Annotated in this window: 27 protein-coding genes and 3 tRNA genes; 11 read left to right on the top strand and 19 right to left on the bottom strand. The window is 53.0% G+C overall.

Going from position 1 to position 26721, the window contains the following annotated elements; all coding sequences use genetic code 11:
* The first annotated feature begins 45 nt into the window (after positions 1-45).
* From ABLV78_RS09120 to cmoB, 5 genes are read left to right on the top strand one after another with little or no spacing between them, the layout of a single operon-like run.
* The gene (locus ABLV78_RS09120; RefSeq protein WP_047045567.1) at positions 46-612 is read left to right on the top strand and encodes a hydrolase; all 567 of its coding nucleotides are present in this window, start codon (positions 46-48) and stop codon (positions 610-612) included.
* Complete coding sequence (locus ABLV78_RS09115) at positions 609-1427, top strand: DUF72 domain-containing protein (protein WP_047045564.1); 819 nt, start codon at positions 609-611, stop codon at positions 1425-1427. Before ABLV78_RS09120 ends, ABLV78_RS09115 begins: the two co-directional genes overlap by 4 nt.
* 53 nt (positions 1428-1480) lie before the next feature.
* The gene (locus tag ABLV78_RS09110; RefSeq protein WP_015365982.1) at positions 1481-1876 is read left to right on the top strand and encodes an MAPEG family protein; all 396 of its coding nucleotides are present in this window, start codon (positions 1481-1483) and stop codon (positions 1874-1876) included.
* Positions 1877-1915: 39 nt separating this feature from the next.
* On the top strand, positions 1916-2659 hold the full coding sequence (gene cmoA / locus ABLV78_RS09105; RefSeq protein ID WP_015365981.1) for a carboxy-S-adenosyl-L-methionine synthase CmoA: 744 nt from the start codon (positions 1916-1918) through the stop codon (positions 2657-2659).
* Positions 2656-3672 carry a tRNA 5-methoxyuridine(34)/uridine 5-oxyacetic acid(34) synthase CmoB gene (gene cmoB / locus ABLV78_RS09100; RefSeq protein WP_045390306.1) on the top strand — a complete coding sequence of 339 codons (1017 nt, stop codon included), beginning with the start codon at positions 2656-2658 and terminating at the stop codon, positions 3670-3672. Before cmoA ends, cmoB begins: the two co-directional genes overlap by 4 nt.
* A gap of 128 nt (positions 3673-3800) precedes the next feature.
* On the opposite strand, the gene cutC is transcribed toward cmoB, so the two are convergent.
* Complete coding sequence (gene cutC, locus ABLV78_RS09095) at positions 3801-4541, bottom strand: copper homeostasis protein CutC (protein WP_047045561.1); 741 nt, start codon at positions 4539-4541, stop codon at positions 3801-3803.
* Positions 4542-4620: 79 nt separating this feature from the next.
* Positions 4621-5190, bottom strand: a complete 570-nt coding sequence (locus ABLV78_RS09090; protein WP_047045558.1) for a VOC family protein — start codon at positions 5188-5190, stop codon at positions 4621-4623.
* A 229-nt stretch (positions 5191-5419) separates the two neighbouring features.
* On the opposite strand from ABLV78_RS09090, the gene argS reads away from it, so the two are divergent.
* Complete coding sequence (argS, locus tag ABLV78_RS09085) at positions 5420-7153, top strand: arginine--tRNA ligase (protein ID WP_047045556.1); 1734 nt, start codon at positions 5420-5422, stop codon at positions 7151-7153.
* 79 nt (positions 7154-7232) lie between these two features.
* Here argS and bglB read toward each other — a convergent pair whose 3' ends face one another.
* Complete coding sequence (bglB, locus tag ABLV78_RS09080) at positions 7233-8372, bottom strand: beta-galactosidase BglB (RefSeq protein ID WP_047045553.1); 1140 nt, start codon at positions 8370-8372, stop codon at positions 7233-7235.
* A gap of 4 nt (positions 8373-8376) precedes the next feature.
* Complete coding sequence (locus tag ABLV78_RS09075; protein WP_045390297.1) at positions 8377-9960, bottom strand: MFS transporter; 1584 nt, start codon at positions 9958-9960, stop codon at positions 8377-8379.
* Between the two features lie 356 nt (positions 9961-10316).
* On the opposite strand from ABLV78_RS09075, the gene uspC reads away from it, so the two are divergent.
* Positions 10317-10739 (top strand): universal stress protein UspC, encoded by a 423-nt coding sequence (gene uspC, locus ABLV78_RS09070; RefSeq protein ID WP_045376202.1) that lies wholly within the window; start codon positions 10317-10319, stop codon positions 10737-10739.
* A gap of 28 nt (positions 10740-10767) precedes the next feature.
* On the opposite strand, the gene otsA is transcribed toward uspC, so the two are convergent.
* The 5 genes from otsA to ABLV78_RS09045 form a co-directional block, all read right to left on the bottom strand.
* Positions 10768-12183 (bottom strand): alpha,alpha-trehalose-phosphate synthase, encoded by a 1416-nt coding sequence (otsA, locus tag ABLV78_RS09065; protein ID WP_045390293.1) that lies wholly within the window; start codon positions 12181-12183, stop codon positions 10768-10770.
* Positions 12158-12961 carry a trehalose-phosphatase gene (gene otsB / locus ABLV78_RS09060; protein WP_045390291.1) on the bottom strand — a complete coding sequence of 268 codons (804 nt, stop codon included), beginning with the start codon at positions 12959-12961 and terminating at the stop codon, positions 12158-12160. The genes otsA and otsB overlap by 26 nt, the downstream gene beginning before the upstream one ends.
* Positions 12962-13122: 161 nt before the next feature.
* Positions 13123-14103, bottom strand: a complete 981-nt coding sequence (gene araH / locus ABLV78_RS09055; RefSeq protein WP_045390289.1) for an L-arabinose ABC transporter permease AraH — start codon at positions 14101-14103, stop codon at positions 13123-13125.
* Positions 14104-14117: 14 nt separating this feature from the next.
* Complete coding sequence (gene araG / locus ABLV78_RS09050; RefSeq protein WP_047045549.1) at positions 14118-15632, bottom strand: L-arabinose ABC transporter ATP-binding protein AraG; 1515 nt, start codon at positions 15630-15632, stop codon at positions 14118-14120.
* A gap of 61 nt (positions 15633-15693) precedes the next feature.
* Positions 15694-16674 carry an arabinose ABC transporter substrate-binding protein gene (locus ABLV78_RS09045; RefSeq protein ID WP_045390492.1) on the bottom strand — a complete coding sequence of 327 codons (981 nt, stop codon included), beginning with the start codon at positions 16672-16674 and terminating at the stop codon, positions 15694-15696.
* 777 nt (positions 16675-17451) lie between these two features.
* Here ABLV78_RS09045 and ABLV78_RS09040 point away from each other — a divergent pair.
* Entirely contained in the window at positions 17452-17955 is a 504-nt protein-coding gene (locus ABLV78_RS09040) for a non-heme ferritin-like protein (protein WP_047045546.1), read from the top strand.
* A 57-nt stretch (positions 17956-18012) separates the two neighbouring features.
* On the opposite strand, the gene ABLV78_RS09035 is transcribed toward ABLV78_RS09040, so the two are convergent.
* Entirely contained in the window at positions 18013-18264 is a 252-nt protein-coding gene (locus ABLV78_RS09035) for a DUF2766 family protein (protein ID WP_045390283.1), read from the bottom strand.
* Positions 18265-18391: 127 nt separating this feature from the next.
* Between ABLV78_RS09035 and ABLV78_RS09030 the strand changes: the two genes are divergently transcribed.
* Positions 18392-19816, top strand: a complete 1425-nt coding sequence (locus ABLV78_RS09030; RefSeq protein ID WP_047045543.1) for an MFS transporter — start codon at positions 18392-18394, stop codon at positions 19814-19816.
* A 44-nt stretch (positions 19817-19860) separates the two neighbouring features.
* On the opposite strand, the gene ABLV78_RS09025 is transcribed toward ABLV78_RS09030, so the two are convergent.
* Positions 19861-20499 (bottom strand): RpiB/LacA/LacB family sugar-phosphate isomerase, encoded by a 639-nt coding sequence (locus tag ABLV78_RS09025; RefSeq protein WP_047045541.1) that lies wholly within the window; start codon positions 20497-20499, stop codon positions 19861-19863.
* Between the two features lie 383 nt (positions 20500-20882).
* Between ABLV78_RS09025 and ftnA the strand changes: the two genes are divergently transcribed.
* Positions 20883-21380: a non-heme ferritin gene (gene ftnA / locus ABLV78_RS09020; RefSeq protein WP_047045539.1), complete on the top strand. Its 498-nt coding sequence runs from the start codon at positions 20883-20885 to the stop codon at positions 21378-21380.
* Positions 21381-21413: 33 nt separating this feature from the next.
* Here the strand turns inward: ftnA and ABLV78_RS09015 are convergent, their stop codons facing one another.
* A complete protein-coding gene (locus tag ABLV78_RS09015; RefSeq protein ID WP_047045536.1) occupies positions 21414-21653 on the bottom strand; it encodes a YecH family metal-binding protein in 240 nt (79 codons plus the stop codon).
* Positions 21654-21846: 193 nt separating this feature from the next.
* Between ABLV78_RS09015 and tyrP the strand changes: the two genes are divergently transcribed.
* The gene (gene tyrP / locus ABLV78_RS09010; protein ID WP_047045532.1) at positions 21847-23058 is read left to right on the top strand and encodes a tyrosine transporter TyrP; all 1212 of its coding nucleotides are present in this window, start codon (positions 21847-21849) and stop codon (positions 23056-23058) included.
* A gap of 27 nt (positions 23059-23085) precedes the next feature.
* Here tyrP and ABLV78_RS09005 read toward each other — a convergent pair whose 3' ends face one another.
* From ABLV78_RS09005 to pgsA, 7 genes are all read right to left on the bottom strand, one after another.
* Complete coding sequence (locus ABLV78_RS09005) at positions 23086-23754, bottom strand: YecA/YgfB family protein (RefSeq protein WP_047045528.1); 669 nt, start codon at positions 23752-23754, stop codon at positions 23086-23088.
* Between the two features lie 121 nt (positions 23755-23875).
* Positions 23876-24442, bottom strand: coding sequence for a DUF805 domain-containing protein (locus ABLV78_RS09000; RefSeq protein ID WP_045390263.1), 567 nt, complete (start codon positions 24440-24442; stop codon positions 23876-23878).
* A gap of 149 nt (positions 24443-24591) precedes the next feature.
* Positions 24592-25476 (bottom strand): dihydrodipicolinate synthase family protein, encoded by an 885-nt coding sequence (locus ABLV78_RS08995; protein ID WP_047045526.1) that lies wholly within the window; start codon positions 25474-25476, stop codon positions 24592-24594.
* A gap of 224 nt (positions 25477-25700) precedes the next feature.
* Positions 25701-25787: transfer RNA gene (locus ABLV78_RS08990), tRNA-Leu, on the bottom strand.
* 13 nt (positions 25788-25800) lie between these two features.
* Positions 25801-25874, bottom strand: a tRNA-Cys gene (locus tag ABLV78_RS08985).
* A gap of 40 nt (positions 25875-25914) precedes the next feature.
* Positions 25915-25990: transfer RNA gene (locus ABLV78_RS08980), tRNA-Gly, on the bottom strand.
* A 151-nt stretch (positions 25991-26141) separates the two neighbouring features.
* Positions 26142-26690 carry a CDP-diacylglycerol--glycerol-3-phosphate 3-phosphatidyltransferase gene (pgsA, locus tag ABLV78_RS08975; protein WP_045390257.1) on the bottom strand — a complete coding sequence of 183 codons (549 nt, stop codon included), beginning with the start codon at positions 26688-26690 and terminating at the stop codon, positions 26142-26144.
* Positions 26691-26721: the final 31 nt, after the last annotated feature.

The following is a 26721-nucleotide window of genomic DNA, read 5'->3' as shown; positions in this document are numbered from 1 at the left end:
ACGGTATTGTAGCGGCCTGACAAGAGAACAAGATACGGGGATACCATGTTAGAACTCAATGCGAAAAAAACCGCGCTGGTCGTTATTGACCTGCAAGAAGGCATTTTACCCTTTGCCGGCGGCCCGCATCGCGCCGACGAGGTGGTGACGCGCGCGGCAAAGCTGGCTGAAAAATGTCGTCAACAGGGTTCGCCCGTCATCATGGTTCGCGTCGGCTGGTCCGCCGATTTCGCTGAAGCGTTAAAACAGCCGGTAGATGCCCAGGCTGGCGCCGCGAAGCTGCCTGAAAACTGGTGGGTCTATCCGCCGGCGCTTGGCAAGCAGGATAGCGATCTTGAAGTGACGAAACGTCAGTGGGGCGCGTTCTACGGTACCGATCTTGAACTGCAACTTCGCCGCCGCGGTATCGACACCATTATCCTTTGCGGTATCTCCACGAATATCGGCGTGGAATCCACCGCTCGCAATGCCTGGGAACTCGGTTTCAATCTGGTCATCGCCGAGGATGCGTGCAGCGCTGCCTCCGCCGATCAGCATCAGGGCAGTATGACGCATATCTTCCCGCGCATCGCCCGCGTGCGCAGCACTGAGGACATTCTCGCCGCCTTATGATTTATATCGGGCTCCCGCAATGGTCGCACCCTAAATGGGTGCGCCTTGGCATCACCGGCCTTGAAGAGTATGCTCGCCATTTTAACTGCGTGGAGGGTAATACCACCCTGTATGCCTTACCAAAGGCCGAGATAGTCGATCGCTGGTATCAACAAACTCACGATGATTTTCGGTTCTGTTTCAAATTCCCGGCCACGATTTCGCATCAGGCGGCACTGCGCGACTGCGACGATTTAAGCCACGAATTTTTTACTCGTCTGGCGCCGCTGGAATCGCGCATCGGCCAGTACTGGTTGCAGTTGCCCGCCACCTTCGGGCCACGAGACCTCCCTGCCCTGTGGCATTTTCTCGATACGCTACCGAAAAACTTCACCTACGGCGTTGAAGTTCGCCATCCCGAGTTTTTCACCAAAAGCGATGCCGAACAGCAGCTTAATCGCGGGCTACACCAGCGCAACGCCAATCGAGTTATCCTCGATAGCCGCCCGGTGCATAGCGCCGTCGCGCGTAATCCGGCGATGATCGACGCGCAGAAAAAGAAACCCAAAGTCCCGGTTCACGCGGTCATGACCGCGGAGCAGCCGATGGTGCGCTTTATCGGCAGCGATGATATGGCGCAGAATCGCGAATTGTTTCGCGTCTGGCTACAGACGCTGCCAAAATGGCATCAGTCGGCCACGCCGTGGCTGTTTTTGCATACCCCGGATATCGCCCAGGCGCCTGAACTGGTAGATACCTTATGGGAAGACCTACGCGCGGTGCTGCCGCAAGTCGGCGCCGCACCGTCAATTCCGCAGCAATCCTCGCTTTTCTGATATCCTGCTATGATAGTCGGAGCCACCTGACATAATTAAAGGGAGTTTTGGGTATGGTCAGCGCGCTGTATGCGGTTTTGGGTGCGTTATTGTTAATCAAGTTTTCCTTCGACGTGGTACGTCTGCGCATGCAGTATCGCGTCGGCTATGGCGACGGCGGTTTTAGCGAACTACAGGTCGCCATTCGCGTTCATGGCAATGCCGTGGAATACGTCCCCATTGGGCTTATCTTGCTGCTGTTTATGGAAATGAACGGCGCGCTAACCTGGATGGTGCACGTTTGCGGTATTTTGCTGATTGCCGGGCGCCTGATGCACTCGTACGGTTTCCATCATCGCCTGTTCCGCTGGCGGCGTTCCGGAATGAGCGCCACCTGGTGCTCGCTGTTGCTGATGGTGCTGGCTAACCTGTGGTATATGCCCTGGGAGTTGGTTTTCTCCCTGCGTTAGCGCACAATACGCCGTTTTCGTTTTTTCGGGTTTAACGTTATGTCTCACCGCGATACGCTTTTTTCCGCGCCGATTGCCAGTCTCGGCGACTGGACCTTTGATGAACGGGTAGCCGAAGTCTTCCCGGATATGATCCAGCGCTCTGTTCCTGGTTACTCCAATATTATTTCGATGATCGGCATGCTGGCTGAGCGTTTTGTTCAGCCAAACACTCAGGTTTACGATCTTGGCTGTTCGCTCGGCGCCGCGACGCTTTCCGTGCGCCGCAATATTGCGCATCCGGGGTGCAAAATTATCGCCATTGATAACTCCCCGGCGATGGTAGAACGTTGCCGTCGTCATATTGATGCCTATAAAGCGCCAACGCCGGTTGAGGTTATTGAGGGCGATATTCGCCATATCGCCATTGAAAATGCCTCGATGGTCGTGCTGAACTTCACTATTCAGTTCCTCGAACCGAGCGAACGTCAGGCGATCCTTGATAAAGTCTATCAAGGGCTCAATCCGGGCGGCGCGCTGGTGCTTTCCGAAAAATTCAGCTTTGAAGATGCCAACGTCGGCGAACTGCTGTTCAACATGCACCATGACTTCAAGCGCGCCAATGGCTATAGCGAACTGGAAATCAGCCAGAAACGCAGCATGCTGGAAAACGTCATGCTGACCGATTCGGTTGAAACCCATAAAGCGCGCCTGCGTCAGGCCGGATTTGAACATGCCGAACTGTGGTTCCAGTGCTTTAATTTTGGTTCGTTGGTGGCGGTTAAATCCGAGGAACGGGCATGATCGACTTCAGTAATTTTTATCAGTTGATCGCGAAAGGGCCGCTCTCCCACTGGCTGGAAACCCTGCCCGCTCAGGTCGCGGCCTGGCAACGCGAAGCGCTGCACGGTAAGTTTCGCGAATGGGAACGCGCCGTTGAGTTTCTGCCCGAGCTGGCGCCCTGGCGTCTCGATCTATTGCATAGCGTCACGGCGGAAAGCGAAACGCCACTCAGCGAAGGCCACCAGTTGCGAATTGAAAATCTGCTGCGAAACCTGATGCCGTGGCGTAAAGGCCCTTATTCGCTGTATGGCATTAATATCGATACCGAATGGCGTTCCGACCTGAAATGGGAACGCGTGCTGCCGCATCTTTCCGACCTCACCGGTCGTACTATTCTTGATGTCGGCTGCGGCAGTGGTTATCACATGTGGCGAATGATCGGCGCCGGCGCGCATCTGGCGGTCGGTATCGATCCAACCCAGCTGTTCTTATGCCAGTTTGAAGCGGTACGCAAACTCATCGGCAACGATCAGCGCGCGCACCTACTGCCGCTAGGCATCGAACAACTGCCGGCGCTGGAAGCTTTTGATACCGTCTTTTCGATGGGAGTGCTGTATCACCGCCGTTCCCCGCTGGATCATCTGTGGCAGCTCAAAGATCAGTTAGCCCCCGGCGGCGAACTGGTACTGGAGACGCTGGTCGTTGAAGGTGATGAGAACACCGTGCTGGTGCCAGGCGACCGCTACGCGCAAATGCGTAACGTTTATTTCATTCCTTCCGCCGCCGCGCTAAAACAGTGGCTGGAGAAGTGCGGATTCATCGATGTGCGCATTGTTGATACCTGCGTCACCACCAGCGAAGAGCAGCGCCGCACCGAATGGATGACGACGGAATCACTCGCCGACTTCCTCGACCCGCATGACAGCAGCAAAACGCTGGAAGGTTACCCCGCGCCGCTGCGCGCGGTGATCGTCGCCACTAAACCAGAGACGCAACAGTCGCTGGCCAAAAAAGCGGCCGCGGCCAGGGCGTAATTCACCTCAGCCGACCACTGGCCCTCGTGGGATAAAAAAAGGCCCCTGTTGAAATTGCAGGGGCCTGGTACGGGCAATCATCATATTGGGCGACATGATGTGCAGCAAAAAACGGTTAGCTTCGCGGGCTAATCCCGCGCGGCAGAAATAATCTGTTTCATTTCCGCCACCGCTTCGCCGTTAACGGCATAGCGGCAATATTCATCGGCATCTGCGTCGGTGGACATCGATAACCCCGGATTACGAAAGCGCATCGGCGATGGCAACCACTGCCCCGCTGAGCTATGCACCTCTTTGAGGCCTGCCTGTAGAAACTTTTGCAGATTGGCAGCCCGCACTCCCGCTCCGGCCATAATGATTGGAGTATCGCCCAGCGCAATTAGTTCCATAATTTTTGCAAGACCTTGTTCCGCCGTTGGCCGTTGACCGGAAGTGAGGATGCGAGCAACGCCAAGTTCAGCAAGCGCATGCCAGGCCTGACGCGGGTCGGCGCACATATCAAAGGCGCGATGGAAGGTCACCGCCAGCGGACCCGCCGCCGCCATAATTTTTCGCATACGGGGGATATCCACCTGGCCGTCAGCATCGAGCACGCCAATCACCAGACCAGCAAAACCCAGATCTCTGACCGTCGCCACATCATCCAGCATGGCGGCAAATTCACCCTCGGTGTAACAAAAATCGCCGCCGCGCGGACGGATAATCGGATGAACCGGAATCGAGATATTGTCTCGCACCGAACGCAGCACGCCCAACGACGGCGTTAACCCGCCCTCCTGCGGCGCGGCGCAAAGTTCAATGCGATCGGCGCCGCAGCGCTGCGCCTCAAGCGCGCATTCCATGCTATAGCAGCAAACTTCCAGCAACATCGATTCCTTCTCCATTTTCATCACGGGCAGCACAGCATGTCACGATTTTTCCCCGCAGACGCCGCGCGGCTTCACACTGTTAAGTATCGGTTCGCTCGCTGGCGACGATTTGCTCGATCGACCAGGGATGGAATTTGATGGTCACTTTGCCGTCCGTGACCGCAAGCGTCGGGTTCGGCAAGCGTTCACGCTCCCCTTTCGGCGAGCTGGTTTTTACGAAAATTCCCGGCTGGCTGAGCCCGTCATCGGAAAGCAAGGCCAGCGCGCGAGCGTTGAGGGTTTCCGGCTCGCCCGGCAGAACGATTTCGATATGTTCCCAGCCTTCGTGCGGATAGCGTTTTTCCCCCGGCCATGGCAACTCCACAACCGTAAAGCGCCAGTGGGCGACACAAATAGGTTCGGCAAGCTTAAATAAGCAAATGGGGCGGCCATTAATGATATTTTCCGATAACAGCGCGCCGCAACGCTCCAGCCCCTGCCGCCAGCGTTCCGCCGTAGTATTTTGATGACAGCGCAGCGAGATATGGTCGGCGTCCAGCGGCGCAAGCTCCAACCCCAACCGTTCGGCCAGCGCTTGCAGCGCATCGCTAAAACGCGGTAAATCCGCCGAAATATCTTTCAGTTCATCAATTTGCTGCCAGTTCGCCATCTTGCGCCTCGGTCATTGCTAAAAAGGCTAATTTATCCTGTTTCGCCGCCCCGACCAACCGCCAATCCGCGCGCCTGAACAACGAATGGTTATTCATTAAGCGTGCCGCTTTACAACTTGCGCGCGGTGCTGACGGCTGGGCGCAAATGCAGTATACTCCCGCCTTAATTTGTCCATGTTCCGGCGCCGCCCCACAGGGGTTCTCGCGCCTTAAAAGTAAGGTATTCCGGTGAATATTCAGGCTCTTCTCTCAGAAAAAGTCAGCCAGGCCCTGATCGCGGCAGGCGCGCCTGCCGATTGCGAACCTCAGGTCCGCCAGTCAGCAAAAGTTCAGTTCGGCGACTATCAAGCCAATGGCGTGATGGCAGTGGCCAAAAAACTGGGCATGGCGCCGCGACAACTTGCAGAGCAGGTACTGTCTCATCTCGATCTGAACGGCATTGCCAATAAAGTCGAAATCGCCGGGCCGGGCTTTATCAATATTTTCCTCGATCCGGCCTTCCTGGCGGAAAACGTCAATCTCGCGCTGCAGTCCGAGCGCCTGGGCGTGGCGAAACCACAGCCGCAGACCATCGTTGTTGACTACTCCGCGCCGAACGTGGCGAAAGAGATGCATGTCGGCCATCTGCGTTCAACCATCATCGGCGATGCCTCGGTACGTACTCTGGAATTCCTCGGCCATCGCGTTATCCGCGCCAACCACGTCGGTGACTGGGGTACCCAGTTCGGGATGCTGATCGCTTATCTGGAAAAGCAGCAGCAGGAAAACGCCGGCGAAATGGCGCTGGCCGACCTCGAAGGTTTCTACCGCGAAGCGAAAAAGCACTATGACGAAGACGAAGCGTTCGCCGAGCGCGCGCGTAGCTACGTGGTTAAGCTGCAGGGCGGCGACGAGTACTTCCTGCAGATGTGGCGTAAACTGGTCGACATCACCATGTCGCAAAACCAGATCACCTACGATCGCCTGAATGTCACCCTGACTCGCGATGATGTGATGGGTGAAAGCCTGTACAATCCGATGCTGCCGGGGATCGTTGCCGATCTGAAAGCAAAAGGTATGGCCGTCGAGAGCGAAGGCGCGACCGTGGTCTTCCTTGATGAATACAAAAACAAAGAAGGCGAACCGATGGGCGTCATCATCCAGAAAAAGGATGGCGGCTACCTCTACACCACTACCGATATCGCCTGCGCAAAATACCGTTATGAAACGCTGCATGCCGACCGCGTGCTCTACTACATCGACTCTCGTCAGCATCAGCACCTGATGCAGGCATGGACCATTGTCCGTAAAGCCGGCTATGTGCCTGAATCCGTACCGCTGGAACACCACATGTTCGGCATGATGCTCGGGAAAGATGGTAAACCGTTTAAAACCCGCGCCGGCGGTACCGTCAAACTGGCCGATCTGCTGGACGAAGCGCTGGAGCGCGCACGCCGCCTGGTGGCCGAGAAGAACCCGGATATGCCTGCCGATGAGCTGGAAAAACTGGCCAATGCGGTGGGTATCGGCGCGGTGAAATATGCTGACCTGTCGAAAAACCGTACTACTGATTACATTTTCGACTGGGATAACATGCTGGCGTTCGAAGGTAATACCGCGCCTTACATGCAGTATGCCTATACCCGCGTGCTGTCGGTGTTCCGTAAAGCCGGTATCGACGAAAGCGCGCTGGCTGCCGCGCCGGTGGTTATTAGCGAAGATCGCGAAGCGCAGTTGGCTGCCCGCCTGCTGCAGTTCGAAGAAACGCTGGCCGTCGTCGCCCGTGAAGGTACTCCGCACGTGATGTGCGCCTATCTGTACGATCTGGCCGGGCTGTTCTCAGGTTTCTACGAACACTGCCCAATCCTCAGCGCCGAAAGCGAAGAGGCCCGTAATAGCCGCCTGAAACTGGCGCAGCTGACGGCGAAGACGCTGAAGCTGGGTCTTGATACTCTGGGTATTGAGACCGTAGAGCGGATGTAAAAACAAACCCGGTGAAAGCCGGGTTTGTTTTATCAGGAGCCCCGGTACGCACAGCGCGGCCGGGGAATCTATGCCGCTATCAGAAATACTTGCGCAGATATTCCGTCAGACAAAGAATCGCCATCGCCTGGCCGTACGGCATCGACGTCAGCGGAATTTGCCGATAAAAATCAAGATCGGAGCCCATCCCGGTACCAAACGAGGTTTGCAGCAGTTCCCCCTCTGGTGAAATATTTCGCACAATCCCGCGTATCGCCTTTTCGGCAACCTCGGTGTACTCCGCCCCGACATAACGCTTGCGTATCGCTTTCAGGATGCCGTAAGCAAAGCCCGCCGTCGCTGACGCTTCAAGGTAGGAATGCGGATCGTCGAGCAGGGTATGCCAGAGGCCGCTCTCATCCTGACAGTCAGCTAACGCGGCAATTTGCGCATTCAGTACCTGTAGCAGATAGCGGCGCACCGCACTCCCCTCTGGCAAATCCACCAGCTCAAGGAAGTCCGGGATAACGATGGTGAGCCAGCTGTTACCCCGCGCCCAGCGCGCACGCGCAAAGTTGTGCCGACCGTCGTAATTCCAGCCGTGGAACCACAGGCCAGTCTCTTTGTCCATCAGGTTCTGTACATGCAGCAAGAACTGATAGGTTGCTTCTTCAATGTAGTGCGGACGATTTAGTAATTTACCGATTTTGGCTAGCGGCAGCACCGTCATCATCAGCGTGTCATCCCACATCTGCTGATGGTTCTCTTCCGCCAGGGTAATGTGCTGCATGCCTCCCTGCTCGGTGCGCGGCATCTCATGCATCGCCCACTCGGCCCAGCTATCGAGCCACGGGAGATACTCCTGACGCCCGGTCTCTTCATAGCGATAAGCCAGCGTCAAAAACGGCGCCATGGTATTAACGTTTTTGGTGGTTGCCCCTTCGGCGAAGCGGTCGGCGAACCAGCCGTCAATGATATCGCGCATGGCGGTATCGCCGGTTTGTTGATAATACTGGTAGATGCCGTACAGCCCAACGCCGTGGGTCCATTCCCAACCGGCCCAGCCTTTGGTATCGATGACTCGCCCGTCGTCCAGCCGCAGTAAAAATTGCCCGCTTTCATCCTTAATATTCACCAGGTTTTGCGTCACATTACGGATCAATGCCTGAAGCTCGCTGCGAGCGATAAAGCGCTCAGGCTGACGCAATAATGGGCTATGTTTGACCGGCCAAACTTTCATGTTCTTAACCTCTGGTATATGTCGAATTCAAAGCACCGCCCTGATTCAGCGCCGGGGCGGCAGGTTTATTGCGATTCAGGTAACCAATATTGTTATTGCCCCACAGGCATTCGTAAGGCATCCCCGCCAGCTGCTCAACCACCGCGCGGTTTTCCGCTGTCGCCCGCTCGGGCTGTGCGTAACCGACATCGCGCATCATTAGCGTCTCGGCGCGCAGCACGCTATGCGTATGCAGATTGAGTTTAAAGCGCAGGGAGACCAGGAAGCCGCAAGCCAGCACCACCAACGTACCGACGCTAAGGATCAACAGAATGGTATGACTCACGCCTTCCGGCTGAATTTTTTGCCCGGAGACAAAGCCCGATAGTTGCATGATGATGCCAACCAGCATCACCGCCCCCGCCTGCGACGCTTTGCGGGTCAGCGTCATGATACCGGCGAAAATACCCTCCCGACGCTGGCCGGTAATGACTTCGTCGACGTCGGCAATATAGGTGTAGGTATTCCACGGCACGTAATTAATGCCGCCGCGCCCCAGGCCCGCGATAGCAGAAATGAGCAGCAATAATGAATAGACATCGCTCAGCCCCGCGTAATAAAGCACGGCATAAGAGAGTGAACTCAAACCGAACAGCACCACTACCATGCGGTATGAAGGCGCCGGGCCAAAGCGGATGCAGAGCGGGATCATGGCGATGACCGCGATAAACTGGAAGATAGCCATCGTGCCGAGTAAGTTAGAGGCGACGGAGGCATCCTGCATCAGCACAAAGACCACATAATAGGTAAACACCGCATTGAAAACGTCCTGCGCGATGTAACCGCCCAGATACATACCAAGATGCTGGCGGAAGATTTTAATGCGCAGCGTAGAGCTAAGCTCAATAAACAGCCGGTTAAGACTCTGCGCGAGGGTTAAATTGCGTTTTTCTTCTTCTGCGCGCAGCGCCGCTTCAGACCACGCTTCCCGAGGGCGCTCCCAGGTAAAAAACCAGACGAAGGTCAGCATCAGGGCGCACAGCACCGAAAAGACCAGGCTTGCATAAAAAAATGAGCTGGCGTTGTCTTTACCCAGTTGGGTGAGCAGAATCCCCGGTAAAAACGAGGCTAATATCGCCGACATTTGCGCCATTGAAATACGCGCGCCTGAAAATTTGGTCTTCTGTTTGAAATCATCGGTCATCTCCGGCACCAGCGTCTCGTAGGGCACCAGAATCATGGTATAGACAATATCAAACAGCAGATAAGTCGCGAGGTAATACCAGAACCCCATATCGCCTACCCACATCATTGAGTAGCTAAAGACACAGGGAATACCGAGCAAAATAAAAAATTTGCGTCTGCCGAATCGCTTACCCAGCCAGGTAGAGCCAAAGTTATCGGTTAAGAAGCCCATCAGGGGGCTAACGACCGCGTCGAGTACGCGCGCGGTGGCGAAAATGAGCGTCGCCTCAATGGGTGATAGCCCGCAGAAAGTGGTGTAAAAATAGAGTAGCCATGCTGCGGTAAGCGCGGTAGTTCCCGCGCCGAGAAAATCGCCGGAACCATAGGCGAGATAATTAGCCAAACCGATTTTTCGTGTTTTCATCGCCGTAAATCCTGTCTCTTTTTTATTAGATAACTTCGGCCTTACCAGGCTATACCGAAGTTTTGCGGATACATGGCTACAGTAAGATCATGAAAACCGGCTTACCTTTGCATTTTTGCCAGTACTAATCATTCAGTGGCAAAAAAACAAAGGGCCGGGCAACATGCGTCACCGATTTATAAAACAGCGTTTCTTTTAAAGCAAAAGAGAGAATCATTTTTGCGAGTCGGCTGCCAGAATCTGATATCACACGGCCGGAGAAAGGCGTTTTTAACCGCGCGAATACCCCTTGTGGAAAGATGGAATTAGGAGTAAAGAAAGTAGAAAGATCCCGTTGCGTATCTCAAGGAGGCTAGATGCCCTACTCTCATCTGTTAGTCGCCGTCGCCCCAACGCCGGAAAGCCGCATGTTGGTCAATAAAGCGGTGTCTATCGCACGTCCGCTTAATGCGCAGGTCAGCCTGATCACGCTGGCGACAGATCCGGAAATGTATAATCAGTTCGCCGCGCCGATGATGGAGAATTTGCGTGAGATTATGCAGGAGGAGACACGTAGCTTTCTTAATGAACTCGCCGCCCAGGCGGACTATCCCATCAGCAAAATGACCATCGCCAGCGGCGAACTTTGTCATCACGTGAAGGATTTTTGCCGTCAGCATCACGTCGACCTGGTAATCTGCGGCAACCATAACCAGAGCCTGTTTTCCCGCGCAACCTGTTCAGCGAAGAATATCGTCGGCAGCAGCGGAGTCGATGTGCTGTTGGTTTCCCTGGAATAAGCTGATGCCGAAGCATCAGCCATTTTGACTACGCGGAGGGAGTAACTACGGTTGGCTGCTGGCAGCTATCTTCATGCGACTTTACGCGCTTTAGATCGGCAACGAACTGCGCCTGCCAGTTATCAATATCATTATTCTCGATCGCCTTGAGCATTTTGCCATGGCGAATAATTCGCTCCGCAAGCGGCATAGTCAGAGCGCGGTCCAGCGCCGCCGCCACTTCATCGCGATCGTAAGGGTTGACGATGAGCGCGGAAGTCAGTTCATTCGCCGCGCCAGCGAACTGCGATAGCACCAACACCCCAGGGTTTTCAGGGTCCTGCGCGGCGACAAACTCCTTGGCCACGAGGTTCATGCCATCGCGTAGCGGCGTGACCAGCCCCACGTCCGAATAACGAAACACCTTCATGAGTAGTTTGCGATCGAAGTGCTGATTCAAATAATACAGCGGCGTCCACCCCAGTTGACCATAGTGGCCGTTGATTCGCCCGGCGGCCGTTTCCAGTTGATGGCGGATATCCTGATAAGCCTGAACATCGCCCCGCGAAGTGGGCGCTATCTGGGTATAGCGAATTTTTCCACGATGCTGCGGGTAGTTTTCCAGCAGCGCCTCGTAAGCCTGAAAACGCTCCGGCAGCCCCTTGGAGTAATCCAGGCGCTCAACGGAAAAAATATTCTTAACTCCTTTTAGTTCAGCTTTCAATTGAGCCAACTTCGGCGGCAGCGGCCCGCTGGCGCTGCGCGCGACTTCCTGAGGTTCGATGCTTATCGGATAGACGGCAGTACGGAACGTCTTACCCCAGGCACGGTATTGCTGGTGACCCACTTCGCACAAGGTCGTTTGTTGGGCGACGCAATCAACAAATGCCTGCCGGTCGTTTTCGGTCTGAAAGCCGAGTAAATCATAATCACAAAGCTGTTCAAGAAGCTCCGCATGTGGAGGTAAAGCGTTGAATATTTCAGGCGTCGGAAACGGAATATGCAGGAAGAAACCGATGCGGTTTTTGACGCCGTTTTTGCGTAATTCACTGGCAAATGGCAATAGGTGATAATCATGAACCCAAATCATATCGTCGTCGGCTAGCAGCGGCAGCAGCTTTTGCGCCACAGCGGCGTTAACGCGCAGATACCCCTCCCACGCCGGACGCTGAAAATTGACTAAGTCGAGACGATAGTGAAACGCGGGCCATAGCACCGCATTGGAAAACTGATTGTAGTAGAGCTCGTGATCTTCTTCGCTAAGGTTGAATGAGGCCCAGGAAATATCCCCTTTACTCACCTTCTTCAACGGCTGGCTATCATCGCCGATCTCCCCACTCCAGCCAAACCACGTGCCGCCGCTCGCCTTCAGCGCACCTAAAATACCCACCGCCAGGCCGCCAGCGCTGGCCTTTTTATCATTCGGCGTTGCAATACGGTTAGATACTACGACTAAACGACCCATGGTCATCCCTCCCGTTAGTGAATACATCCAGGCATTGGGTATTGTCGACGACGTGACGTAACCACTGATGTACGGCGGCAACATTTGCCAGCCGCCAGCGCGCCTGTGTGTCGCCTTGTCCAACTTTTATCGATACTCCGCCTAATTGATTAACCATAGTAAAACCCGCCTCATCAGTCAGGTCATCGCCGATAAATACCGGCTTTCGTCCCGCAAAAGGCGCTTCCCGCATAAACGCGGCAATCGCTTCACCTTTGTTAATCCCGCGCGGTTTGATCTCAACGACACACTTCCCTTGCTGAATGGCCAGAATCGGATAACGCTGCACGATATCCTGCGCCAATGCCAGGATGGCGCTCTGGTGTTGTGGCGCCTGGCGATAGTGCAGCGCAAAAGCGATGCCTTTATCTTCCAGCTCACTGCCAGGCAGCGCCTGTAGCGCCGAAGTTAATGCTTCGCCGACCTCACGGCTCAGCGCCGGCGGTAGTGATACATCATGTCTTTTTCCATTGATATCGCGGCGTTCAGCCCCGTGGACGCCGGCAAGCGGCAATCGCCAGTGACGGGTAAGTGCGTCGAGCTCTGCGAGTGAGCGCCCTGAAATCAATGCCACAGCGTCATGTTGCTGCTGTGCCAGTAATCGCAACATCTGAAGGACGTCTTCGGGGATAACAACCTGATCGGGATGAGGTTTGATATCGGCAAGCGTGCCGTCAAGATCCAGAAAAAATGCGTGGTTTCCGGTTAGCTCAGGCGGTACAGATATCTGGTCAGCCACCCTGTATTCCTCCTTATCATGGCCAGCATTACGCTGGTTGTTAACTAATTGTTAGCCATGTAAGTATAGACAGTGTGACCAGCCTCGCCATTTTTGATAGTCTCCGCCAGCGCAGCGGGCGCTGGCGGGACATTATGAGTAGACTTAAAAGTTGCGCTCAATTAATGCGAACGTTTCGCTTTTTGCTTGTAACGGTCGAAGATAACCGCCGCCAACAATATCACCCCGCGGACCACATATTGCGAGAATGGCGAGATGTTCAGCAGGTTCATCGCATTCTCTACGGTACCCAGAATCAGGATCCCGGCCACCACATAAGAGATCTTACCGATCCCGCCTTTTAGCGATACGCCACCCAGTACGCATGCCGAGATCACAATCAGTTCATAACCAATTGAGGTCATAGGCTGACCACTGGTCATGCGCGAAGCCAAAATGATCCCCGCCGCCGCCGATACCAGACCTGAAAGAACGAAGATGATAATCTTGGTACGAACCACCGGTACCCCTGCCAGACGCGCTGCCTCCTCATTACCTCCTATTGCCAGAGTATTGCGGCCAAAGGTGGTTTTATTCAGCAGCAGTCCAAAGACAATCAGGCAGGCAACCGTCAGCCAGATAGGCGCCGGCAAACCTAACCAATTGGCATAGCCCAGGGTGAAGAAACGTTCATCCTCAATGCCAACCGCTTTACCATCGGAAATAATATAGGCTAGCCCGCGGACAATTTGCATGGTGGCCAGGGTCGTGATTAGCGCGTTGATCTTCAAACGCGCAATAACAAAACCATTCACCAGCCCGCTGACCGCCCCTAATAGTAATCCTGCGGCAATACCAATCCACAGGCTTTCGGTGAGATTAATCACCACCGCTGTTGTCACACCGGCGCAGGCAATCACAGAAGCAACTGATAAATCAAAATCGCCTGAAGCCAGGCAGAACAGCATTCCGCAGGCGACCATTCCCGACATGGAAATCGCCAGCCCCAACCCTTTCATGTTGACGAAAGAAGCAAAATTGGGAACAAAGATCACGCAGCCGATAAATAACACGGCGAAGACCACCAGCATACCAAACTGATCCCAGATTCGGCCGAAACTGAAAGAGGATCGGGCAGCGCTGGGTGTAGTTACAGATGACATCATTCACTCCTTACTCAGGCTACGGCCTGGCTGACTTTAGGCATTGCAAGGCTCAGCGCCTGCTGTTCATTCGCGTCTTCATGCAGCAATTCACCGGCCACTTCACCTTCGCGCATGACGACGATGCGGTCGGCGACGCCGAGCACTTCTGGCAGGTCGCTGGAGGCAAAAACGACCGCCACGCCAGAAGCCGCCAGCGCATAGATAACGTTGTAGATTTCATGCTTTGCGCCAACATCAATGCCGCGGGTCGGTTCATCAAGCAGGATGACCTTCATCTCTTCCGACAACCAGCGACCAAGAATAGCCTTCTGCTGATTACCACCGGAAAGATTCATAATTAACTGCCCAGCTCCTGGGGTTTTAATATTGAGCGATTTGATATGTTGTTCGGCATTACTCGCTTCCCAGGCATTGTTAATCAGGCAGCCGGCATGAATATGCTTACGCCGGGCGCTGATATTGATGTTGTCGCGCACCGAATGTACCGGAATGATGCCCTCGGCTTTGCGATCCTCCGGACACAGCATCATTCCCGCCTGAATCGCCTGCGCGGGTTTGCGAATATTTATCGCCTGACCATCGATATAGACCTGACCGCCGGTAATTCTGCTGCCGCCAAACAGCCCTTTCATTAATTCACTGCGTCCGGCGCCGACCAGACCAAACAGGCCGACAATTTCACCGCTGCGTACCGATAAACTGATTGGCATTCTGACGCCCGGCGCTTTAACCTCTTCGAGCCGCAGCCGCTCACTGCCATATTCACGCGCTTTCCAGCCGTAGATATCGCCAAGATTACGACCCACCATCGCTTGCACGAGCACGTCGTGGTCCACCAGCCGCATGTCATCGAAGGTACGCACGTAGCGGCCATCTTTAAACACGGTAATGGCATCGCTGAGAGCGAAAATTTCCTCCATACGGTGTGAGACATAAATAATCACTCGCCCTTCTTCACGTAGCTCGCGAATGACGCGAAAAAGGTTGTCGATTTCCCGTGCGGAGAGTGAACTGGTAGGCTCATCAAACGCGATGATCTTCGCGTTACGCGCCAGCGCCTTGGCAATTTCCACCATCTGCCACTGGCCGATCGACAAATACTTCAGCGGCGTCTCCGGGTCGATATCCAACCCCAGATGTTCTAACTGCAGCCGCGCTTCATAATTCAATAAAGACCGGTTCACAATGCCGCCTTTATGCGGCAACTGACCAAGATAGATATTTTCGGCAACGGTCATTTCCGGGATAAGATGCAGTTCCTGATAAATAATCGCCACGCCGGCATTTAGCGCCGCGGTGGTATTACTAAATGCCATCTGCTGGCCATCAATTTGCAGATACCCGGCAGTCGGAATGTAGTTACCGCTGAGAATTTTTAAGAGGGTGGACTTCCCGGCGCCGTTTTCACCCATCAGCGCGTGGATCTGCCCGCGATAGCAGTCAAAGCTGATATCAGACAGCGCTTTAACGCCCGGGAACGTCATGGTGATGCCGCGAAATGAGAGATAAGGGGTAGATTGTTGCATAACGACTCCGCTCTACTACGCATAACCTCCCGCCAGGGCGGGAGGCGGAATGAACCCGGCCTTACAGCCCTTTCTTCGCCAATTCTTGCTTAAAGTTATCGCGGGTAATCAGCACCACGTCGGTCACGGCGGTAAATTTCGGCGGCTCGGTCCCTTTGGTCACCCAGTTGTAGAGCATCTCACTGGTTTTATAGCCATGAATGTCCGGGCTTGGCAGCAAAGAGCCATAGAACCCCGTCGGCTGGGCTTTCGAAAGTTCGTTCACCGCGTCAACGCCGTTAATGCCGATACCGATAACATCCGGCGCTTTAAAGCCCTGGCCTTCAGTCGCACGTACGCCACCCAACACGGTGTTATCGTTCATGCCAACAATTAACCAGTGTTTGACCTGAGGGTGCTGAACCAACATGGAGTTGCCCGCATCGAAAGCCCCTGGGATATCATTAGATTTGGTTGGCACGCGATAGATCTGTTTTTCCGGGAAACCCGCCGCTTTCAGCGCGTCGATCGAACCGGTAGTACGGCGGCGGGCGGTATCCAGTTCATCGGCGGTAATCGCCATCACGCCGGTATCTTTCACGTCCCAGCCGCGTTTTTGCATCTCTTTATACAATTCCTGCCCCTGACGAGCGCCGATTTCGCTGGCGGCCATCATGACCAGCGGCACGCTCTCCATCGGCTTACCTTTGGCATTAACAAACTGATCGTCGACGGTGATAACTTTCATGTCATAGCCGCGTGCCTTGGCAACAATCGCCGACCCCAGTTTTGGGTCCGGCGTGCAGATGACAAATCCCTTCGCGCCGCTGGCGGCGAGGCTGTCGATCGCATTAAGCGTTTTTTCGCCATCCGGTACCGCGATTTTAATGACATCAAAGCCCAGGTCCTTGCCGGCTTTATCAGCAAATTTCCACTCGGTCTGGAACCAGGGTTCCTCTGGTTGCTTCACCAGAAAACCGAGCTTGAGGTTTTCAGCCATAGCTGATTGTGACATAACCGCCGCGAGGCCAATGGCCGCCAGCGCTTTAGTGAATTTGTGCATGGTAAACTCCAGCTTTATTTCGCTTTTCTGTAGGGAAAAATCGGACTTAAATTTTTTATCGGTCTTAAAACAAGGCATTAGAAAAAACGCAATCAACATTGCCGTTGTTAAAATAGTTTTAACTGGAAATTATTTATCCATACGAGAGCGTCATCACACCGCAGAATTACAGTAATTGCGTACATAAATTCAGCAAAAAATGACATAAAAAAAACGCTAATTGTCAGACAATTAGCGTCATGCGTGACATAATAATCCATATCATCAGCAGACTTATCCTTGTGGCTGCGTCGACGCTATCCCAGGCGACTCTGGCCTTCTATTCTCAGCCAGCATAGACGTTATTCTTCTACCCCCTTACAAAAATGATCTATCACAAATTCATTCTCATCTCGCTATTTTCGAATAATGAATAAGCTATGATCGATATATGAAATTATCGTTAAATCAACTTTATTAATACAAATTAACTAGCCCTACGAATAATTAAACATAAGCATTTAAATTCAGATGGTTACAATACAATAATTACAAAAAACCAATTTAAACAATCGCTAAGCTGATGTTGTAACAAATCGTAAATTACCCGTGTTGAGAGTTTCCTTATTCTATATACAAGGGTATTCTTAATGTGTCGGCAGAAACAAATAAATGGTTAAGTGCAAATGGAAAGCACCGTATTTATTTCCTGCCCATTGCATTGCGCCTGCTGTATTCGCCTGTGCAAGGCGATGGTAGCGCGTCATACTTCCCTTGCGGATAAATAAGGATATTGTTATGGCAGTTCCAGGAATGGTTCAGAAATTAAATACCCAGATTAATCTTGAGTTTCACGCCTCAAATGTTTATCTACATTTAGGCGAATGGTGCGCGCAGCAGCGCCTGAACGGTACCGCAACCTTCTTACGTACCCGTGCGCAATCCAGCGTGACGTTAATGATGCAGGTTTTTGACTATATGAAAAAGGCCGGGGCCTGGCCAATAGTGAAAGCCGATGAAAGCTATCCCCCACAATGCTCAACGCTTGAAGAGGTGTTTGCCAAAACCCTTGAAGAGTATCAGCAACGTAGCAACATGCTGTCCGGTCTGGCGCAGGAAGCAAAAGCGCAGCACGATGACACAACGTGGCGTTTTTTGACGCTGCTGGAGAAAGAACAGCAGCAAGATGGACTTTTATTGCAAACCGTCCTTGATGAAATACGGACTGCAGATAAAGCCGGGCTCGGTATGGAGCAAACGGACCGTCGACTTCTCAATCTCATCTCGCCTCAACACCACTAATTGAATCCGGCCGTTCCTGACTGGAACGGCCGGGCAATCAACTGCGCAGTGATAAATCTAGTGCGCTTCACCCTGCGGGGTAAACTTCAGCTCAATCAATGCAATTGCTTTTTGTACTGCGCGCAGCGTAACCGGATCCGCCGAAGCAGGGTTGCTCGCAAAATCAATCGCTTTTAACTGGGCCGCCATTTTTTCGCGCACTTCGACCGGGGCGATAACGTCAATCACATCGAGGATTTGTTTGATGACCAGCTGGCATGCAACGACATCAGATACCAGCTCATCTTGTTCAGTGAAAGGTTGAGACATTTTTTACTCCTATTTTCAGGAGCGTAATAGTAACCTAAATCGCACCAGATAAAAAAACATGTGCGGGAGCGGCGAAAAGAAAACGTACCGCAAAGATACTTATTCACTTTGCTATGGCAACGACTCAATGGGTACAACAACAATTACGCCGAAAGCAGGCGCTTTTTCCGCCCCGGCATTATTGGTGGCTGGCGCTTTCTTTATGGAGTTTCTCGATGGCACGGTCATCGCTACCGCCCTGCCTGATATGGCGAAGGATTTTGGCGTAGCGGCGGTCGCGCTTAATATCGGCATCAGCGCCTACCTGATCACCCTCGCGGTGCTGATCCCCGCCAGCGGCTGGATTGCCGACCGCTTCGGCGCGCGAAAAGTGTTTACGCTGGCACTAGCCATTTTTACCCTCGCCTCCGTTTTCTGCGGTTTATCGCGCAACATCGAAAGCTTTGTGACAATGCGCATTCTACAGGGTATCGGCGGCGCGCTAATGGTCCCCGTCGGGCGACTGGCGGTGTTGCGCGCCACGCCCAAAGATCAGCTCATCAAGGCAATAGCCACGCTGACCTGGCCGGCATTGGTCGCACCGATAATCGGCCCGCCGCTCGGGGGCTTTATTACCAGTTACGCCAGCTGGCACTGGATCTTTTTTATAAACGTGCCGCTTGGGCTACTGGCGATGGCGCTCTCGCTACGCATCATTCCCAGCATCCGTGAAGAAGAACGCCGCCCCTTCGACCTCCCCGGTTTTGTGGCGACGTCATTGGCAATGATAAGTCTGGTGGCAGCTATGGAACGGCTCGGCGACCAGCAGCCACAAAGTTGGCAAACGCCGGCGCTCCTGGCGACGGGTATGGGATGTATGGCTTTTGCGCTACGTCATTTCCGCCGCGCCGCCTGGCCAATGGTACGGTTGGACGCTCTGCAGGTTCCGACTTTCCGGGTAACCATGTACGGCGGTTCACTGTTTCGCGCCTCGATAAGCGCCGTCCCGTTTCTGCTTCCGCTATTATTCCAGGTAGGGTTCGGTATGGATGCTTTTCATTCCGGGCTACTGGTGCTGGCCGTTTTCGTCGGCAATCTCACTATCAAGCCCGCAACCACGCCGCTCATCCGCTGGTTGGGTTTTCGCCGCTTATTGCTGATTAACGGTGCGCTGAATGTCGCCTCGCTACTTGCCTGCGCGCTGTTAACGCCGCAAACGCCGGTATGGCTGATAATGTTGATCCTCTATCTTGGCGGGGTGTTCCGTTCCATCCAATTTACCGGCGTCAGTACGCTCGCTTTTGCCGACGTTCCTTCCGCTCAGATGAGTTATGCCAATACGCTGTTCAGCACCGCTTCACAGCTGGCGGTTGGGCTAGGTATCACTCTCGGCGCCATCGGCATCCGCATCGGTGAACAGTTGAGCGAGTGGTTTAACCTGACGACTCTACCGGGAATTGATTTCCGTATGGCGTTTGTCTTTATTGCGCTGATTTGTTTGGTAGGGATGGTTGATACGTTGCACCTTACGCGAGATGCTGGCAGCACGGTATCCAGCAAAGAAAAACCATAGCAAACAGACCTGCACATGGATGCAGGCCTGTTTGAAAAGCCCTATCAACCAATAATCTGGCGGACAAAAGCTTCGATTTCTTTATCCTGGCAGTTTTCGAAGAAGCATTGCTGGAACCGCGGCCCGGAAACGGCGGTTTTTACCAGTTCCGGATCGATCGCCCGCAGGGTATCAAGATAATTTTCTTTCACCACCGCCGCTTTCACTGTGTTGAGGATGCCCGCGTTGCGTACCTGAGGTTCTTTGCGCTCAGGCGGATAACCTTCGCCATTGCGGCCCGTAAAGGCCTTCTCGAAGATAAAGCGCACGTTCAACTCCGCCCCCCAGCCAAAGCCTTTAGCAAAAGGCAGCGACAACGCGTTACCGTTGTTGATTTGGGCAAACAGGAAGGCATCCGCAGGGTCAATACAATAACCACAGACCACCCCTGGATGAATATTCAATGACATCAACGCGCCCTGACCTGTGCCGCAACCGGTCACCACGAAATCGACCGCTTTAGCGTTCAGCAGGATGCTGGCCATGATCCCCAGATGAATGTAGGTCAGATGATGGTCCTGTTCATCACTCATTCCCACGTTGTAAACCGGAAAGCCTTTCTCATCAGCAACGGTTTTCAACTCGTTGAGAATGATGGCGTTTTTGCTGGCCTGGCTGTTTTCCATCATCAGTGCGATTTTCATGCTTCACTCTCCTGAAAGCTGTGCGGGAGCGGCCCGCGAGTTCATTAGCGTTATCAGGACTCTACTACTTCATAAATGCATTTTCAAACTTTATGAAAAGCTGTTTTATAAATTACGTAGCGCTTCACACTTTAAGATCCGAGGCCCACGTACCGCCACCTTTGCCTCTGCGCCTAACGATGAGTATGTTGTCGTTGGGCTATCACTGACGGAATAATTATTAAATTAAAAGCATTCTCATCCTTTAATATATTGCCAATGCGTTTTATTCCCATTTGCATTTTTAATAATTAAATTTTTTAATTTACTTTTTGCAAATAAATAACTAACAAATTATAGTGGCGCCACACTATGTTTTATTCTTTATTTCCGGAGTGGACGCCATGCTGAAAGCAGAAATGATCGAAAAACTTAATGAGCAAATGAATCTTGAGCTTTATTCTTCTTTGCTTTATCAGCAGATGAGCGCATGGTGCAGCTACCATAGCTTTGAAGGCGCCGCCGCGTTTCTCCGCCGCCACGCGCAGGAAGAAATGACGCACATGCAGCGCCTGTTTGACTATTTGACCGATACCGGTAGCCTGCCGCGCATTAATGCCATTAGCTCGCCGTTTGCCGAATATACTTCACTGGATGAACTCTTCCGCCAGACCTATGAACATGAACAGTTAATTACGCAAAAAATTAATGAACTGGCGCATGCGGCGATGACCAATCAGGATTACCCGACCTTTAATTTCCTGCAATGGTATGTTGCTGAGCAGCATGAAGAAGAGAAATTATTCAAATCTGTTATTGATAAACTGACTCTTGTCGGTAAGAGCGGTGAAGGCTTGTACTTTATCGATAAAGAACTGGCAACCCTCGATACACAAAACTAATTCCCGCTGCGGCGGCTGCTGGCCGCCGCGTGTTCAATGACGGCAGATTTTACTTTCGCTGGTATTGAAGCCCTCTTCCACCGCAATAAATTTACCTTTCCGCTGCAAAAAAGCCACCAGTTGCGCCGCATCCAGACCCTGCGCCGAACAGGTGTGAAAGCGCGCATCAATACCAAATTGCGTCTTAATTGCCGCTTCGAGACTGGCAACGCTGTACGATTCGCCCGATGCGATCATCATCTGTAATACTTCATGACCGTGAATAGATGACATAGCTCCTCCTGTAAAAACGTGCAGCATATATGAGTCTGCGCCTGGCGGCTTTGCGCCAGCGCAGTGTTTTCTGCCCGCCAGAAGTGTAAATTTTTAATTACACACAATGTAACCTTCATTTGACGAAATCACTCATTTCACATACTCTGCGCGGCATAATTATTTGTCCATTCATTCACAGATAGAGAAAAGCGTGAAGAACCGCACTCTGGGTAGTATTTTAATCGTTGCAGGCACCACAATTGGTGCCGGTATGTTGGCGATGCCGCTCGCTTCGGCGGGAGTGGGTTTTGGCGTCACCCTGGTATTACTGATCGCGCTGTGGGCGCTGATGTGCTATACCGCCCTGCTGCTGCTGGAAGTCTATCAACATGTCCCTGCGGATATGGGGTTAGGCTCACTGGCGGCGCGCTATCTCGGCCGCTACGGCCAATGGGTCACCGGTTTCTGTATGCTATTTCTGATGTATGCGCTAACAGCGGCCTACATCAGCGGCGCCGGGGAACTACTGGCCTCTAGTCTGAATCAGTGGCTAAACTGGAGCCTGCCGCCTTCTGCTGGCGTATTGCTCTTTACCGGCATTGGCGGCGCGGTGGTGTGCATCGGGACCTCGCTGGTCGATCTGTTTAACCGCTTTTTATTTAGCGCCAAAATTATCTTCCTTGCGGTGATGCTGGTGCTGCTGCTGCCGCATATTCACCAGATAAATCTCCTGACCCTGCCGTTACAGCAAGGCCTGGCGCTGTCCGCTATTCCGGTGATTTTCACCTCGTTTGGTTTTCATGGCAGTATTCCAAGCATCGTTAGCTATCTGAATGGCGATATTCGTAAGCTGCGCCGCGTCTTTATCATCGGTAGCTTTATTCCGCTGGTCGCCTATATTTTCTGGCAACTCGCCACGCTTGGCAGCATCGACTCTCCGGCCTTTACCGCCGTGCTGGCGAAGAATTCCGGCCTGAACGGCCTGCTGGCAGCAATCCGCGATGTTGTCGCCTCGCCGCATGTAGAAGTGGCGGTACATCTGTTTGCCGACTTCGCGTTGGCCACGTCTTTCCTCGGCGTCGCATTGGGTTTGTTTGATTACCTGGCAGATTTGTTCCAGCGTAAAAACACGCCTGCAGGACGTATTCAGAGCGGCATCATCACTTTTCTGCCGCCGCTGGCGTTCGCCCTGTTTTATCCGCAAGGTTTCGTGATGGCGCTGGGATACGCCGGCGTGGCGCTCGCCGTACTGGCGCTGATGCTGCCATCATTGCTGGTGATGAAGAGCCGTAGACTGCACCCGAAGGCGACATGGCGTGTACCCGGCGGCTCGATAGCGCTGTGGCTGGTGTTGAGCTGTGGAGTGGCGATTGTGGTCATTCAATTCTGTATTGTGGCGGGATTATTACCCGCAGTCGGATAAACAACAGGGGCCATTTGGCCCCTGTTGTTATTTAGCTAAGCAACACTGCTTATACTTTTTGCCGCTACCGCAGGGACAAGGATCATTACGCCCCACCTTGGTCTCATTTCTTACCGGTTGCTGCACGGCCGTCGGCTGAGCGTTTTCCATCCAGTAATTATATAAAGCCAGCGCCGCGGGCTTAATACTATCAATGCTTTCGACAAATTCGTCAGCCGTCAGCGTATCGAGCGCTTCGAAGCGTTCTTCCGTTCCGTGTAGCGCAATGGCATCAAGCTGCGGCTGCAGTTCAGCGGGTAACGTCGACCAATCACTGAGAGCAACGCCACGCATGTAGCCGAAGCACCACTCTTCAACAATAGTCAGCTCCTGCCCTTCAAACTCACGGGTGCCGAACAGGGGATCAAACTGCTCCGGATAGTCAGCCAGGCGTTCGGCGATGTCGCTCATATGCTGCAGGGTCAGGTTGACGAAACGGTCGCGCTCGCGATCGTTAGCCCAGCGCGGTACGTTATCCGCTCCGCCCCAGATAGCCAGCAGCCACTGCGCTGGTTCAATTTCGCTCGGTCCGGATAAGATAGCCGTCAGCAGACCATCAAGTTCAGAGACATCAAGGATGGCGCCTTCGGTGGCATATTTCGACAGGATCTCATCCAGCCACTCGAGTTCGCTTTCGTTCAGGGGTCCGGTTTTCATTAACAGGCTCATGATGGTAGAAAAATGGCGCTTACAGTAGCGAAAACGGGAGGAGAAAACCACCCGCTCTCACTATCACAGGTGAATTTATTAACGCCGGGCAGGCCCGGCGGAGAATCAGTTACATATCTTTAATGATATTAGCACGCATCACTTCGTATTCACTTGCGCTAATGACGCCGTCATCAAGCATTTTCTTAGCTTGCGCCAGCCGATCTCTAACATCATCCGCGGCAGAACTCTTACCCATCGTGTTACCACCGACATTGTCGTCGTTCTGTTCATCGCCAAAGCGGTTGCTGCCAATGGTGCCACGGGTGAAAATCATCCAAATCGACATCACCAATGCGGCCAGGCCGCCCAGCGCAATCACCCATACCCATACTGCGGCTCTACCCTCTTCGACGGTGGCGGCAATACCAATCAGGCCGATTAGCATAATGCCGTACGGCGCCAGCAACCACCAACCGGACTTATTGAGATCGTGCAGACGGCGCACCGCAACCGCGATCCCCGGAATGATAATGATTAACCCGAAGATACCGCCAACGACAGGAATCAATCCCAGGATCGCGGACAAAATAAAGTTAGCAATGGTAAAAACCACATATTCCTGGCGCGCGGAGCGGCCGCGGAACGTAGCGTATTTTCGAAAACAGTTCCCGTAGCTTTCAAGCAACGTGGCCATAAGATCCCTCATATATAATTATCATTGCCATTAAGGCTTCACATACCCAAAAGATATCAATACAGCGTTAACATTAACGCCAGTGATATATTACCTTAAATAGTTTGTGAATTTCCTGATAAAAATAGGTAAGGGAAACGCGGTTAACTTCAGCGTAGACCCAGCTTATCCATAACCGATTTAACTTCGTTAATGGCCTCCGCGGAGAGTGAGACCAAAGGTCGTGGTAAACACTCTACTTCGGTCAGTTCGAGAATAGAGGCGGCGGCGGCAATCACTTTCAGACTGCCGTGCAGTCTAAACAATGCCCATAATGGCTCCAGACGCTCGCTTAATACCGATGCCAGCTGCCGATCGCCGCTCAGCGCTGCCGCGGTAATATTTTGGGCAATTTCCGGGAACAGGCCACCGCAAACTGAATACCACAAGTTACAGCCGGCGTTTAACCCTGCAGCGGCAAAAGCGTCGCCGCTGACGCCAATACTGACTCGCTGCGGCACGAGCTGACGAAGCGTAGCGACTCTGACACCAACCTGATCATCCGGCAAACCGGGGATCTTTATTGATGCAATATTAGCTAACGAGGCAATACGCTCAACAAGCGCATCAGAAAAGATCCTGTGGGTGGTACGCGGGTTATCATAAATGCAAATGGGTACCGACACATGGCGATCAACCGTCTGGAACAGGGTGAACACCTCGTCATCCGCCAGAGGCTGGTAATTCAACACCGGTAGCAGCAACGCGTCCGCCCCCGCCTGCTGAGCATCCTCTGCAAGACGTAAAATAGTATCCGTCGCCATCGCACCTATCCCGACCATCATCGGGATCCCTTGCGTATGCTGCTTTGCCGCCAACACAACCGTTTTACGCTGCTCGCGGTTCAAATAGGCATAGCTGCCGGTCGAGCCCAGGATGCCCAGAGAATCAACTCGCGCCGAAACCAGACGATCGATAATTTTTATCAGCGCGCGGCTATCTACTTCATTGTCGCGCAGCGGCGTCAGTGGAAAAGCACACAATCCGGTAAACATATTTCCCCTACTCCTGTTGCCTGGTTCGAAAATCCCATTAAGCGTAGCAAGCACCGCAGGTTTTGTCATAGGACAAATAACGCTATAGCGCTGTGAGTCTATCTCAGCGGGTGGGGGAGGATGTCAGAAATGATGTCAGGAAATGACGCTTCAGAAATGGAAAAACCACCCGGAGGTGGTTTCACGACACTGCTTATTGCTTTGATTATTCTACTTTATCCCAATGGTACCCGGAGTGGGACTTGAACCCACACAGCGCGAACGCCGAGGGATTTTAAATCCCTTGTGTCTACCGATTCCACCATCCGGGCTCGGGATATAAAGTGGAGGCGCGTTCCGGAGTCGAACCGGACTAGACGGATTTGCAATCCGCTACATAACCGCTTTGCTAACGCGCCTTTAATACTTAAACACCCGCTACTGCCGATGCTTTTAATTTGGAGCGGGAAACGAGACTCGAACTCGCGACCCCGACCTTGGCAAGGTCGTGCTCTACCAACTGAGCTATTCCCGCATCATCAAGTAGATTAGCTAATCACTTGATTTTGTTATCGTCTGGAAGACTGTGCCGCCGTTCGATGCGTTGCATTCTACTTATCTCACGCGGTGAGTCAACGGTATTTTTCGCAACTTCGTCTCGTTTGCTGAAATTTGCGTCGAAACGATCACTGTTCAAGCAAATCGCCGCGCGCAGCGTTCAAATATTGTAGCATTGACCACAGCGTCAACACCGCAGCAACCATGAACAGAACGATACCAGCCCATTCCACCCACATATTCGGCCGCCACAGCATCCAGACCAGCGCCGCCATCTGGGCTGTCGTTTTCACTTTACCAATCCATGATACGGCTACGCTGCTGCGTTTACCCAGCTCTGCCATCCACTCACGAAGTGCAGAAATAATAATTTCACGTGCGATCATCGTCGCTGCCGGCAATGTCACCCACCAGGTATGATAGTGCTCGGCGACCAGCACCATGGCAATCGCCACCATCACTTTATCCGCGACTGGATCAAGGAAGGCGCCAAAACGCGTGCTTTGGTTCCAGCGACGCGCCAGATAACCATCGAACCAGTCGGTAACGGCAGCAACAAAGAAAATTAACGCGCAGACGAAAGGCGCCCAGCTAAAAGGCAGATAGAACGCCAGCACGAAAAACGGTATCAAAATAACGCGAAACAGAGTGAGCAACGTAGGAATATTAAATTGCATGGTAACAGGTAACTATATGTTGTAAGTGTAA

Source organism: Klebsiella sp. CN_Kp075, assembly GCF_040065055.2.
GTDB classification, from domain to species: Bacteria; Pseudomonadota; Gammaproteobacteria; order Enterobacterales; family Enterobacteriaceae; genus Klebsiella; species Klebsiella aerogenes.
This window is presented reverse-complemented; position numbering and strand designations above follow the sequence as displayed.